This window comes from Kribbella sp. NPDC048837 (genome assembly GCF_055586945.1).
The window spans coordinates 76028-89143 of the sequence record NZ_JBVJHF010000015.1 but is presented as its reverse complement, the minus strand read 5'-3'; the positions used below and the strand labels follow the sequence as shown (position 1 = coordinate 89143).

The following is a 13116-nucleotide window of genomic DNA, read 5'->3' as shown; positions in this document are numbered from 1 at the left end:
CGCTACGAACGTGACCGGCCGGGCGAGCTGGTGCACATGGACGTGAAGAAGATCGGCCGGATCCACGACGGCGGCGGCTGGAAAGCCCACGGCCGGCAACACGGCCAGACCTTCGCACAGAAAAGAGGCCCGGATCGGCTACGACTACGTCCACTCCCTCGTCGACGACCACAGCCGCCTGGCCTACTCAGAAGTCCTGCCCGACGAGAAAGGCGCCACCTGTGCCGGATTCCTCACCCGCGCCATCGCCTATTTCACCGACCACGGCATCACCCGCATCGAACGCCTCATGACCGACAACGCCTGGGCCTACCGCTGGTCACTGCGTGAGGTCTGCGCCGACCACAGCATCACCCAGAAGTTCATCCAACCCCACTGCCCCTGGCAGAACGGAAAAGTCGAGCGCTACAACCGCACCCTGCAAACCGAGTGGGCCTACCGGCAGATCTTCCACACCAACAGCCAACGAACCGCAGCCCTCGACCCCTGGCTCACCTTCTACAACACTGAACGCCGACACACCGCACTCGGAGGCAACCCACCCGCCAGCCGACTGTCACCAACCTGATGGCCGGGTACATCTAGACGACCAGCCGTCACCCCCGCCAGACCAGCCGTCACCGCCGCTAGACGACCAGCCGCACCGCGAGCACGACGATCACCACACTCGAACCGATTGCCGTCAGCAACCGCCCGAGCCGCCCGGTCAGCGCCCGCCCCAGCAACGCCCCGCCACCGGCCAGCAACAGTTGCCAACTGGCCGACGCCACAAACGCCGCGACCACGAAGACGACCCGCTCCAAGACCTGTGGCGCCCCCGACACGCCGCCGGCCGTGCCCGACCCACCAAGCACGAGTGCGGCGAAGTAGATCACCGTCATCGGACTGAGCAATGTCATCCCGAGCATCCCGGCGTACGCCATCCGCGCACTGACCGGCAGCTCCTGACTGATCCCGCCCAACCGATGCGCCCGATACCGCCGTACTGCCTTGACCGCCCCCAGCACGGCAAGCCCGACCAGCACCACGACGGAAAGCCACCGCAGCGGCCCCACCACCGGCACCAACAACGGCGCCAACGCAGACCCCGCAACGGCAGCCACCAACGCGTACAGCCCGTCAGCCGAGGCGACCCCCAGGGCCGCACAAGCTCCCACCCGCAACGAACTCCGGGCGGTCAGTCCCACCAGATAGGTCCCCACAGGCCCGACCGGCATGGCGATCCCATACCCGGCCAACAGCCCGGCGACCACCGCCGCGATCACGATCGACCGCGGCTGGACCTCCCCCGACGACCACCCTGCTGCTGAACCCGCGCCGCGACATCGGCAGCAGGCATCAACAGCAACAGTTCCCTGGTCGTAGTCATATCGCCATGATGAGCCGCCACCCACCACCCCTCAACCCATTAAAACGTTGCCCAGCACAACAACCCGCTCCCGGCCATGCCACGCGAGTCGGCCACCCACATCACCCCAACCATTGACAGCTAAGTCTATATAGGTAGACATTTGCCGTATGGCGCGGATCCGCAGACCTTCCAGGCAGTCCATGGCCGTCCTGCAAGCACTCGCGCAAGAGCCGGCGACCTGGGTCCACGGCTACGAACTGTGCCGGGCAACCGGCCTCAAAGCCGGCACCGTCTACCCGATCCTGATCCGCCTCGCCGACCGCGGACACCTCGATGCCGAGTGGGAGGCGGACGCACCGATGGGCCGCCCACCACGCCACTTGTACCGGCTCTCGACAGCCGGAGCAGAGTACGTCGCTGACCTTCTCCGTCCCGTCCCACGCCCCGCTGCACGTCCGCGAGTCCTAGGCTCCGAGAGCTAGGCGGTGCGGAGGTGAACAATCGCCGTACGCCGAGCACAGGCGCGAAGACCGAGGCCACCGGTACCGGGCGAGTGAAGGCCGCCGCCACAGCCGCAGCCGCAGCCGTGCTCATCGCCTGGCTGCTGATCGCCTGGACGATCGTCGACGAAGACCCATCTCTCGGCGCATTCGCCAGCGTCCTGCTGTTCCTCGGCATCTGGTACGTCGTTGCCGCCGCCGCGATCGCCTATCACGCAGCCAAGGTCGCGCGCGGCGCGGACCTACCGGCTCGCCTCCTGGCCGGCGCGACTGCCGGACGACGCGGCCCCAGAGCCGACTGGGGAGCCGCGATGCGCGCCGAACTAGCAAGCATCGACAACCCGCACGAACGCCGCCGCTTCGCCCTCGGCTGCACCTGGGCCGCCCTACGCACCGGCTGGGGCCACGGCCCACTACTCGCCGGAGCCGCGTGCTGTCTCCTCTTCGCCTCAAGCAGCTTCATCGCCTCGAGACTCATGCTCGCCGGCGACCGAACCGGAATCCTCGCCGCGGTCCTGGTCGGCGTCCCCCAACTCCTCTTCGCCGCCATCAGCTTCACAGCCACCCGCATCACCCACTCCTTCCGCACAGGCCTCGAGTACGGCGCCGTAGTACTGCTCGCCTCCCTCGCCGGCATCCTCGCCGTAGCCGTCCCCGAATCAGTCCGCTGGTACCACGAAGCAGGCATCTACTTCCTGGACGGCGACATCCCCGACCACCCCCTCGACTCCCCCCGAGCCGCCATCCACGACGCCCTCACCGGCATCACGACCTTCTTCCTCCTCTTCACCACCCCCTGGCCCGTCCTGGGCGCCTACCTGGCCACCGCCCTCCCCGGAACCCACCGACCCCAGCAGCAGGTCGGCGAGAAGGAAGGCGACTAGTCGCCGCGCACGGCCCATGGTCGCCTCCGCTCAGTTGATGGTCTGTCACTGAGAGTCTATGGCGATCGGAGGCCTCCGGACGCGATGGTTACAGGTTGTGGATTACGGGAAGTGACCCTGGCGTGTGGATCGGGGCGGGGTCGCCTACGATCTGCGGAAACAGTGAGGAATCCGTTCGGATGATGGTCCGCCCGCTGGCGGGTCTGCCACCAAGAGTGTGAGGGTGTGGCTCATGAACATCGGTACTCGGAAGATCGTCGTCGACGAGGCGATCGCGCAGTTGCGGCTGTACGCCGAGACCAACGGCGCCGTGTTGCATTACTACGACGGCTTGCCCGGGATGACGTGCGTCGGTGGCAGCGATCCGAACCAGGTGACCCTGGAGGACCTGGCCCGCACCATGGTGATCGGCGCCGACCTGCGCGCGATGGACATCCCCTGGCTGCTGGAGGTCGAGGCGGAGAAGGAGTTCCTCGCGATCCCGGTCGACGCGCGGCTGGAGGACGCGACGCCGGGCAGCGAGCTGTTCGCGGCGGCGATGGCGCTGGACGACAAGTTCACCGGCCACCGCGGCTTCGGCCACGCCAAGAAGTCCAAGTTGCTGCACCTGAAGCGGCCCTACCTCTACCCGGTCACCGACAGCTTCATCCGGATGACCTACGGCACGGCGTCGGCGGGAGCGGAGTTCCTCGCCGCGATCCACCGCGACCTGGTGAACCCGGCGAACGTCCGCGACTTCAAGCTGCTGCAGGTCCGCCTGATCGCCGAGCCGCCGACCTCGGCCGCGCGGCTGCTCGGCGAGGTCCCCACGCTCCGCCTGCTCGACATCCTCGCCTCACTGCTGGGCGAAGCCAAGTAAACCCGAGCCGCTAGATGACCCCGAGCCGCGCCAGCGGCTCGACCAGCTCACGCTCCTCGTAGGACAGGTGTGAGAGCAGTGTGTCGTCCAGCAGGTCGACCGCCGCGCGCAGACCGTCGATGGAGCCTGAGCCGTCAACCAGTGCGACCAGGGCCTTGTCCACGCCCTCCAGAACGTCGTGGATGATGTGGTGCTCTTCCTGCAGTCGATCGACCACCGGCGCGAGCGCGGGGTCGGCTCGCCGGAGGTGCGGGAAGAGCGACGCATCCTCCAGTGAGTGGTGTGTGGTGACCAGGCGGCAGTAGGACTCGCAGTACGTGCCGAGTGTCCAGTTGTTCTGCCGCATGGTCATCGTGTTGATGTGCGACCGAGCCTGCCCGACGCCGAGCGACCCCGCAGCCACCTGCTCGACCAGGTCGCGGATCTGCTCGAGCTCCGCGCGCAGATGGTCGTGTACGTCGATCAGATGCTGACCCGACGACAGCTGGTACGGCGTATACGTCCGCGACGGGTCCAGCGCCGGACCCGTGGGCCGCTCCGACTCGTCGAGCAGTTGTACGGCGCTTCGCCGTACAACCGGAGGTGGAGTCGGTACGACCGTGAAGCCACCCGCGCCGGCAACCACAGGGGCAGCAGCGACGACAGCCCCCGATCGCGCAGCCTCCACGGCCTCACGCACTCCGGCGGCCACCTCCGCGAACCGGCGGATGTCGTCCGGATCGTCGGAACCGAGGATGTACGTGCTCATGCCCTCGCCCAGCGTCAGATCGGCGAGCTGGTCGATCCACAGCTCCTCCGGCCCTTGCAGGAACCCACCACTCCCGCTGAACCGGCCGGACAGGTTGTAGAGCCGCCGGACCGAGGCCGGATCGCGGCCCGCCTCGACCGCTGCCTCGTCAATGATCTTGTTCATGGACGCGAGCTGGTCCGGGCCGGCGTACGCACTGCTCGGCAACCAACCGTCGGCCAGGCGGCCGGTCAGGGCGAGCATGCGGGGCTTGTACGCACCCAGCCAGATCTCGACGTCGTGCGCCGGCTGCGGGCCGCGCTTGGCGCCGGAGACGGTGTAGTGCTTGCCTGGCAGCCGGATGCCGCCACCGGTCGGAGTCCAGACCTCGCGCATGATCGCGATTGCTTCTTCGAGCGCACTGATGCTCTGGCCGGCGGTCAGCTGCGGCCCCGCGTTGGCCGCGACCGCGTCCAGGAACCCGCCCGCACCGAGACCCAGCTCGACGCGACCGCCGGAGATCAGGTCCAACGTGGCGACGCTGCGGGCGAGGACGACGGGGTGGCGCAGCGGAAGGTTGGCGACGTTGGTGGCCACCTTCACGCGCTGGGTCTGCGCGGCGACGACGGACAGCAGGGTCCAGGTGTCCATCAGGCGCGGCTGGTACGGGTGGTCCTGGAAGGTGACGAGATCGAGGCCGACCTGCTCGGTCAGCTGGGCCAGCGCGATCACCCGCGCGGGGTTGTCGACCGCTGGGGTCAGGAACGTGCCGAAGACCAACTCGTGGCCGTAGTCCATGGTTCACCTTCACCTGTCGGAGGTTCGCTCGCGAGCAAAACTACTTCGCTGAACGAATAATCTCAACCACAGAACATCTGCTGGCGGACCGAACCAGCTAGAGCAGGCTGAAGGCTTGTTCCGGAGTCAGGCTCGTGCCGGTGGTGTACGCGTCCTCGTAGGCCGACGCGCCCAGGGCGGCGGAAGCCGCGGCGATCGCTCGGTCCAGATCTGCGGTCTCGGTGGCGGCGATCAGATAGTTCTCGGTGGCTCGCGTGGCCGCCGCGGCGCCCAGGAGCGTGGCGGCGAGGGTCTTGTCCGGGTGAGAGGCGGCGATTCCCTCCAGCGCCCAGCACATGCCGCGGAGGGACTCGAAGTCCGCGGCGATCCGGAACGCCTCCTGATGCAGCTCCAGGGCGGCAGCAACGTCACCTTGGAGCTCGCGGACGAAGCCGAGTTCCTCCAGGACGATCGACAGATAGAGGACGGACTCGTTCTGCCGGCGCGCGGTGTCGATCAAAGCTCCCAAGCGCTGCGACGCCTCGGCCAGCGAGCCGGTACGCCGGGCCGCGAAGCCAAGCACGAGCTCCGCCAGGGCCTGGGTCGAACGCTGGCCCTGTTCAGTGGCCAGCCGGAGTGCGCGCTCGGCGTGCGTGCGGGCGGCCTCGTAGCGGCCCTGCCGGATCGACGTCCACCCGAGCATGCCCAGCGCACTCGCGACCTCGGGCCACAACCCGATCTCCTCCGCGGCCTGCGCGCCCTCGAGGTGGAGCCGCTCCGCCTCGGCGAAGTCGCCGACGAGTTCGGCATGCGCCCCGAACCAGCCCGTCGCCTGCAGCACACCCCACCGGTCCCCCAGCGAGCGGAAGATCCCGATGCTCTCGCACGCGTCGTCGTACAAGGCCGGCAGGTCCGCCCGGACGTGCGCATGCTTCGCCCGCGCGGCCAGCACGGCTGCGACCCCCCACTGGTCCTCGTCGGCCTCGAACCTCTTCAGCGCCCGCTCGAGCAGCGACAGGCAGGTCGGAAGGTCGCCGGCATCGCTGGCCGCATAGGCGATCCACCACAGCCCGAAGGCATCAGCGGCTTCGGTCCACCGGTCTCGCTCGACCGCGGCCTCGCTGTCGCCCAGCAGGTACCTGAACCCGGCCCGCCAAGCCCCGACCCGCGCGGAACCCTGCACAGCTTCGAGAGACCGCAGAGCCTCCATATGGCGTCCGCGCAGGAACCAGTACCAAGCGAGTGCATCCACCAACCGCTCAGCCAGCTCCGACTGCTCGGTGGCGACAGCTCGGTCCAGTGCGGTCCGCAGGTTGGCAGAGTCCTCGTCGAGCAGCTCCAGCCATCGACTCTGGTCAGCACCGAAGAGAGCAGGCCGGGCCGCCTCGGCCAACGACGTGTAGTACGACAGGTGCCGCTGCCGCACCGACTCGAGCTCACCGGCCGCCCGCAGCTTGTCCACGCAGTACGCCGCCACCGACTCCAGCAACCGGTAGCGCGGCCCCTCGACCCCTTGCACGGGTACGACGAGCGACCGGTCGACGAGCCGCACCAGTACGTCGACAACGTCAGCCCCATCGCACACCACGGCCGCAGCCTCCGCCGTACAGCCGTCCGCATGGACGGCGAGACGACGCAGCACGGACTGCTCTTCCGGATCGAGCAGCTCCCAGCTCCAGTCGATCATCGCGAGCAGAGTCTGCTGACGCGGCGCAGCACCACGGTGCCCGGTCGCCAGCAACCGGAAACGGTCATCGAGTCGCGCGACCAACCCACGCACTCCCAGCGCTCGTACGCGAGTCGCAGCGAGCTCCAACGCCAGTGGGATCCCGTCAAGTCGTCGGCACAGCACAGACACGTCGGCAGCGGTCTCATCGGACAGAGTGAAGTCCCGAGAGGCCGCAGCGGCGCGGCTCACGAACAGCTGGACCGCACTGCACTCGCTCAAGGCCTCCAGCTCCAGAGCAGGTGATGGGACGTCAAGCGGCGGCACACTCCAGACGACTTCGCCGGCGAGGTTCAGTGGCTCGCGACTCGTCGCCAGTACACGCAGGCCCGGCGCGGCCGCCAGCAGCCGATCGGTCAGCTCGGCCACCTCCGCAACGACCTGCTCGCAGTTGTCGAGGACAAGGAGCCGGGAGCCCATGACCGCTGCCAGCCGCTCGACCACACCGTCGCCGGAACCGCTCGCGTCCCGCAGATCCATTGCTGCCTGCACAGCGTCGGTGAGTGAACTACTGACCGAAAGGGCATCTGGTGTCACCGCAGCCAGCTCAACCAGTACGACGCCATCCGGGAAGCGGTCCGCCACCGCGGCAGCCGCTGCGAGCGCCAGCCGCGTCTTGCCCACTCCCCCGGGCCCGGTCAGCGTCACGAGTCGTGAAGACGCCAGACACGAGCCCACGTCTGCCACGGCCTCCGCACGTCCGATGAGCTCGGTCAATTGCGCTGGGAGATTGGTGCGAGCGTGTGGAAGCTCTTGCGTGAGGATCGACTGGTGGAGGGCGACGAGCTCCGGACTGGGATCCAGACCGAGCTCATCCAGCAGCAGCCGGCGCAGCTGCTCGTAGCTGTCCAGCGCCTCGCTCTGCCGGCCACTCCGGTAGAGAGCTTTCATGTGCGAAGCCCGGAGCCGCTCTCGCAGCGGATACGCAGCGACGAGGTCGGCGAGCTCACTGACCGAGCCGCTCCCCTGCTCATGCCACGTCTCCAGAGCAGTCAGCCGCTGCTCGGTCAGCCGGGCCACAGTCGTCTCCACGAACGCCTCGTCCGCGAAGTCGGCGTACGCCGGTCCGCGCCATAACGCCAGCGCCTCATCGAGCTCTCCCGCGGCAACGCGGTCGGCGAACTCCAGAGCGTCGTACGACGAGCTGTCGACGGTGAGCGAGTAGCCCGCGGGGCCGGATTTGACCAGGGCGCGGCTGCCGGGCTCGGCGTCCTCGAAGGCGCGGCGGAGCTGCGAGACCTTGGCCGACAGCGTGCCGGACGGGTTGCCCGGCAGCTCTGAGCCCCACAGGTCGTCGATCAGCCGGTCGGCCGGGACCGGGCGGCCCTCGTGCACCAGAAGGTCGGCCAGGAGGGCGCGGACCTTCAGGCCCTGGATGGTGACGGGCGTGCCCGCGTCCGTCCAGGCGGTGACCGGTCCGAGCACCCCGAAACGCATGGCCGCACCCTATCTTTCCGCCGACCCACGCACTGACCGGAAAGAAACCGTAAACGGTCTCGGGCAGAGTCTGGGGCATCGGAAAGGAGGCGGGACATGCGACTGGCAGTGATCATCGGCAGCACCCGCCACGGGCGGTTCGGTCCGACCGTGGCGCACTGGCTGGCCCGGCAGGCGGCCAAGCAGTTCGAGATCGACCTGGTCGACCTGGCCACCGCGCACCTGCCGAGCACACTGCCCGACACCGACGACGAGACGCCGGCGGAGGTCGCCGTACTGGCTCCGAGGCTGGCGAATGCGGATGCGTTCGCAGTGGTCACACCGGAGATCAACAGCAGCTTTCCGGCGCCGCTGAAGACCGCACTGGACTGGTACTACGACGAATGGCATGCCAAGCCGGTCGCGATCGTCAGCTACGGCCGGGAGACCGGCGGACGCTGCGCGACCGTGCAGCTCCGGCAGGTCTTCGCCGAACTGCACGCGGTCACCATCCGGAACACGGTCGCACTGCCCTGCTACTGGGAGCAGTTCACCGCGGACGGCGACTGGCCACGACCCTCCGCCGGCTACGAGGCGGAAGCCAAGCTCATGCTCGACCAGCTCGTCTGGTGGGCCGAAGCGCTCCGGGACGCGCGCCACAAGCGTCCTTACCACCACTGAGAAAGACCACCACTGAGAAAGGGATAGTGCAATGAGGAAGCTGATCGAGACCACCTTCATCACCCTGAACGGCGTCATCGACAACCCGCAGCGCTGGAGCCCGCCGTACTGGGACGACGAGCACGCGGCCTACTCCCAGGGACTGATGGACGGCGTCGACGCTCAAGTGCTCGGCCGTGTCACCTACGAAGGGTTCGCGGACGCGTGGTCGCAGCGCGGCGGTGACCCGTTCACCGACCACTTCAACGCGATGCCGAAGTACGTCGCCACCCGCACGGTCACCGAGTGGAAGTGGAACGCCAAGCCGCTCGAAGGTGACGCCGCCGAGGCGGTCCGGAAGCTCAAGGCGGAGGACGGCGGCGACCTGATCAAGTACGGCACCGGGTCGTTCTCGAAGACCCTGCTGGAGCACAAGCTGGTCGACGAGTACCACTTCTGGATCTTCCCGGTGCTGGCCGACGGCGAGAACATGTTCCGCGGCATCGACCTCGACATCACCCACCTCGAACTGCTCGGCACGACAACGTTCAAGTCCGGCATCGTCGTCCACAAGCTGGCCCCGAAGGCCTGAGACACCGGCACCGCGGCCGGCCACCGATCGACATCGGTGGCCGGCCGCATGCTTGTCCGCCGAGTCCGTGGGTACCGGTCCGGCTTCGGGGATGTGAGGCGGCACTGGGGACCGCCTGTCGCAGGTCCTCGCGATCGGATACGCCGGATCGCAGGTCCGCACCACGATTCGGACTGGAGGTCTGATGGGTACCGTCCTGACCATTGTCATCATCGTCGTCGTTCTGCTCGCGGCGGCCGCGCTGTTCTTCGTCTATCAGCGCAGACAATCGAACCAGCTGCAGCAGCGGTTCGGGCCGGAGTACGAGCGCACGCTCGAGCAGTCGGGCGACCAGCGCAGCGCCGAGCGCGAACTGCGCGAACGTGAACGCCGGGTGGCGAAACTCGACATCGTCCCGCTGAGCAGCGGATCCGCCGCGCTCTACCGGGAGGAGTGGGCCGAGATCCAGCAGAGCTTCGTCGATCAGCCGGCCGCCGCCGTCAGCGACGCCGATCGGCTGGTGCTGCGGATGATGCGCGAAACGGGGTACCCGGTCGACGACTTCGATCAGCGCGTCAACGACATCTCGGTCGAGCATCCGGAGGTTGCGACGCACTACCGCGAAGCACACCGGGTCGCGGTCGCGCAGGCTCGCGGCGAGACCGACACGGAGGAGTTGCGCCAAGCGGTGACGTCGTACCGCGCGCTGGTCGACGCATTGCTGGCCGGCAGCGAGGACCACCACGCGCGCCACCGCACACACCAGACAGACGCCAAGGAGCAAGCATGACCATGAACGACGACCGCCGCTTCGACACCACCGACGACGACCGCGTCATGACCGACGCCGACCGGACGACCGGCGACCGCCTGGTCGACCGCACCACAGACGACCGCCTCGACGACCGCATGACGGACGACCGGCTGGACGGCCGCGACGCCCTGGGCGACCATCGTGCGAGCGACGCCCTCGGCGACCGTGTCGACGACGTGCGCGACGACCGGATGGCGACGACTGAGCCGACGACCACCCAGGCGTCGGAGGAGCCGTTGGTGGCGCCGGATGCCGTGGTCGACTTCCGGGCTCGCTGGGAGGTCATCCAGCAGGGGTTCGTGGACGACCCGCGCAAGGCCGTCACCGAGGCCGACAACCTCGTCGACGATCTGCTCAAGCGCCTGTCGGACACGTTCGAACGCCAGCACCAGGACCTGGAGAAGCAGTGGTCCGACGGAGAGCCCTCGACCGAGGATCTCCGCTCGGCCCTGCAGCGCTACCGCGCGTTCTTCCAGCGTCTGCTGACCCTCTGACGCACCCCGACACGGTCAGCCCGTACGGCACCCGCCGTACGGGCTGACCGTTTGTTGCCTAGGGCGCGATGTTCTGGTTCAGGTGGAACAGGTTGCCCGGGTCGTACTTGCGCTTGACCTCGACCAGCCGGTCGTAGTTGTCCTTGTAGTTGTCGCGGATCCGCCCCTGGTCGTCGTCGGCCATGAAGTTGATGTACCCGCCGGACTCCGAGTGCGGGGAGACGTCGTCGTAGTACGACTTGACCCACTCGACCCCGGCCTCGTTCTGCGCCGGGTCCGGCCACATGCCGGCGATCACGGTGGCGAAGTTCGCGTCCCGGTAGGCGAACGCGGTCCCGTTCGGAGTCACGCGGTGGCAGGCACCGTCGATCGGGTAGATGTGCACGGTCGAGTTCACCGCCGGCAGGCCGGGCGCGTGCCGCAGGTGCGCCTGGATCGCCTCGTCGGTGAGCTCGGTGACGAAGTTCGCCTTCCAGTAGTGCTGCAGCCCCGGTGGTACGAGCCCGTCGAACGCGGCGTTGAGCGCCGGGTACGGCATCGGGCCGACCATCTCGGCGACCACCGGTGCGAACTCGCGGAACTTCGAGATCTGCGCCTCGCCCTGATCGGGATCGCCCGCCCAGCAGCCGACGATCAAGGCGAAGACCTCACCGTGCCGGTCCTCCGGGATGAACGGCAGCGGCGGCGCGATCTGGAACGCGGGGAACCCGCCGAGCTGCTCGGGCGCGTCGCCGATCATGTCCCGGAACCCCGCGACGACGGCGGCCGCGTCCGACATCTCGAACAGCATCGGACCGCCGTAGATCGTCGACACCGGCGCCAGCCGGAACTCCAGCGCGGTCACCACCCCGAAGTTGCCACCGCCACCGCGGAGCGCCCAGAACAGGTCCTCGTTCTCCTTCTCACTGGCGATCAGGAACTGCCCGTCCGCCGTCACCACATCGGCCGAGATCAGGTTGTCGCAGGACAGTCCGAGCCCGCGGGCCAGGTACCCGATCCCGCCGCCGAGGGTCAGCCCGCCGACACCGGTGGTCGAGATGATCCCGCCGGTCGTTGCCAGCCCGAACGCGTGCGTGGCGGCGTTGAAGTCGCCCCACGTCGCGCCGCCGCCGGCCCGGGCGGTCCGGCTGACCGGGTTGACCCGGACGTTCCGCATCCCGCTCAGGTCGATGACGACACCGCCCTCGACCGTGCCGAACCCCGGCACGCTGTGCGATCCCCCGCGGACGGCGAGATCCAGCGCGTTGGTCCGCGCGTAGTCGATCGCCGCCATCACGTCACCGGCGTTCTCGCACCGCACCACGGCCCGCGGCCGCTTGTCGTGCATCGCGTTGTGGACCTTGCGCGCCTCGTCGTACCCCTCGTCACCTTCGGTGAAGATCTGCCCTCTGGTGCGTTCCCTCAAGTCGTCGATCGTGCCCATGTTCTCTCCCCGACAGTTCCTGCCTCAGAGCGGCGTGCGCACGTACGTCGCAGGCCGCGCAGACCGGTCGCCACCGTCGAGCGCAGCGCGAAACCTCACCCCAGAGAGCGTCTGATCCCCCGACGGGCAACGCGGACCTCCCCCAGACCCGCCCGTTCATCCCCGACCTTCCCCCGCGACCCGACTTTCGTCAACCCCGAAAATTTCCTACCGAGAACAGGGCCCCCGAACGGCTCAGTCCTGTTGCAGGGCGGTGAGGAGGCGGGTTTGGGCCTGGTTGAGGTGGTGGGTCAGGTGGTCCGCGGCGGCGGTTGGGTCGCCGGCGCGGATTGCTTCGAGGATGGCGGCGTGCTCGGCGGCGACCGTGGACGGATCAGCCTTGCGGTGGGCCTTGTACTGACCCATGGTCAGGTGCACTTCGCCCAGGATCAGCTCGTGCATGCGGGACAAGCGGCGGCTGCCTACGGCCGACACCAGTGCGGAGTGGAACGCGATGTCGGCCTCGACCTGGTCCTCGAACAACCGGTCGCGGGCCGCGTACTCGATCGCGACCTGGGCGCGGGCGGCGTCGGCCGGCACTTCACCGGTCGCCGCCAGGGCCGAGACCGCGGCCTTCTCGATCGCGACGCGGCTGAAGAACAGGTCCCGGATCTCGTCCTCGTCGAGCAGCGGCACCACGGCGGTTTTGTGCGCCGTACGACGGAGTAGACCGAGCGCGGTGAGCCGCTCGAGGGCCGCCTTCGCGGTCGGCCGGGCCACGTTGTACTCGGTCGCGAGCCGGACCTCGGTGAGCTTCTCGCCCTGGGGGATCTCGCCGTTCACGATCCGCTTGCGGACCGACTCGTACAAGGCGTCGGTCAGCGACGACGGCCCGAGCACCAGGCGCGTATCCGTACCCACTTCACCCCCTCGCG

At 68.4% G+C, this 13116-nt stretch carries 12 protein-coding genes and 1 pseudogene; 8 read left to right on the top strand and 5 right to left on the bottom strand.

Going from position 1 to position 13116, the window contains the following annotated elements; genetic code table 11:
- Positions 1 to 568, top strand: a pseudogene (locus tag ACZ6O0_RS42365) (integrase core domain-containing protein); the annotation flags it as partial.
- Between the two features lie 58 nt (positions 569 to 626).
- On the opposite strand, the gene ACZ6O0_RS42360 reads toward ACZ6O0_RS42365, so the two are convergent.
- Positions 627 to 1265 (bottom strand): LysE family transporter, encoded by a 639-nt coding sequence (locus tag ACZ6O0_RS42360; RefSeq protein WP_465770766.1) that lies wholly within the window; start codon positions 1263 to 1265, stop codon positions 627 to 629.
- A gap of 253 nt (positions 1266 to 1518) precedes the next feature.
- On the opposite strand from ACZ6O0_RS42360, the gene ACZ6O0_RS42355 reads away from it, so the two are divergent.
- The 3 genes from ACZ6O0_RS42355 (at position 1519) to ACZ6O0_RS42345 (ending at position 3594) form a co-directional block, all read left to right on the top strand.
- A complete protein-coding gene (locus tag ACZ6O0_RS42355) occupies positions 1519 to 1833 on the top strand; it encodes a PadR family transcriptional regulator (RefSeq protein WP_465770765.1) in 315 nt (104 codons plus the stop codon).
- Positions 1834 to 1844: 11 nt separating this feature from the next.
- Positions 1845 to 2735 carry a hypothetical protein gene (locus ACZ6O0_RS42350; protein ID WP_465770764.1) on the top strand — a complete coding sequence of 297 codons (891 nt, stop codon included), beginning with the start codon at positions 1845 to 1847 and terminating at the stop codon, positions 2733 to 2735.
- A 232-nt stretch (positions 2736 to 2967) separates the two neighbouring features.
- Positions 2968 to 3594, top strand: a complete 627-nt coding sequence (locus tag ACZ6O0_RS42345; protein WP_465770763.1) for a DUF6308 family protein — start codon at positions 2968 to 2970, stop codon at positions 3592 to 3594.
- A 10-nt stretch (positions 3595 to 3604) separates the two neighbouring features.
- Here the strand turns inward: ACZ6O0_RS42345 and ACZ6O0_RS42340 are convergent, their stop codons facing one another.
- Together ACZ6O0_RS42340 and ACZ6O0_RS42335 are read right to left on the bottom strand one after the other, a co-directional pair.
- Positions 3605 to 5119 carry an LLM class flavin-dependent oxidoreductase gene (locus ACZ6O0_RS42340; RefSeq protein WP_465770762.1) on the bottom strand — a complete coding sequence of 505 codons (1515 nt, stop codon included), beginning with the start codon at positions 5117 to 5119 and terminating at the stop codon, positions 3605 to 3607.
- A gap of 97 nt (positions 5120 to 5216) precedes the next feature.
- Positions 5217 to 8261: an AfsR/SARP family transcriptional regulator gene (locus ACZ6O0_RS42335; protein WP_465770761.1), complete on the bottom strand. Its 3045-nt coding sequence runs from the start codon at positions 8259 to 8261 to the stop codon at positions 5217 to 5219.
- A 96-nt stretch (positions 8262 to 8357) separates the two neighbouring features.
- Here ACZ6O0_RS42335 and ACZ6O0_RS42330 point away from each other — a divergent pair, with 96 nt between their 5' ends.
- From ACZ6O0_RS42330 to ACZ6O0_RS42315, 4 genes are all read left to right on the top strand, one after another.
- Entirely contained in the window at positions 8358 to 8921 is a 564-nt protein-coding gene (locus ACZ6O0_RS42330; protein WP_465770760.1) for an NADPH-dependent FMN reductase, read from the top strand.
- Between the two features lie 31 nt (positions 8922 to 8952).
- Positions 8953 to 9492, top strand: a complete 540-nt coding sequence (locus ACZ6O0_RS42325; protein WP_465770759.1) for a dihydrofolate reductase family protein — start codon at positions 8953 to 8955, stop codon at positions 9490 to 9492.
- Between the two features lie 184 nt (positions 9493 to 9676).
- Positions 9677 to 10261, top strand: a complete 585-nt coding sequence (locus ACZ6O0_RS42320) for a hypothetical protein (protein ID WP_465770758.1) — start codon at positions 9677 to 9679, stop codon at positions 10259 to 10261.
- Positions 10258 to 10779 (top strand): hypothetical protein, encoded by a 522-nt coding sequence (locus ACZ6O0_RS42315; RefSeq protein WP_465770757.1) that lies wholly within the window; start codon positions 10258 to 10260, stop codon positions 10777 to 10779. Before ACZ6O0_RS42320 ends, ACZ6O0_RS42315 begins: the two co-directional genes overlap by 4 nt.
- A gap of 58 nt (positions 10780 to 10837) precedes the next feature.
- Here the strand turns inward: ACZ6O0_RS42315 and ACZ6O0_RS42310 are convergent, their stop codons facing one another.
- A complete protein-coding gene (locus ACZ6O0_RS42310; protein WP_465770756.1) occupies positions 10838 to 12202 on the bottom strand; it encodes an FAD-binding oxidoreductase in 1365 nt (454 codons plus the stop codon).
- A 234-nt stretch (positions 12203 to 12436) separates the two neighbouring features.
- Positions 12437 to 13102: a GntR family transcriptional regulator gene (locus ACZ6O0_RS42305; protein WP_465770755.1), complete on the bottom strand. Its 666-nt coding sequence runs from the start codon at positions 13100 to 13102 to the stop codon at positions 12437 to 12439.
- Positions 13103 to 13116 lie beyond the last annotated feature (14 nt).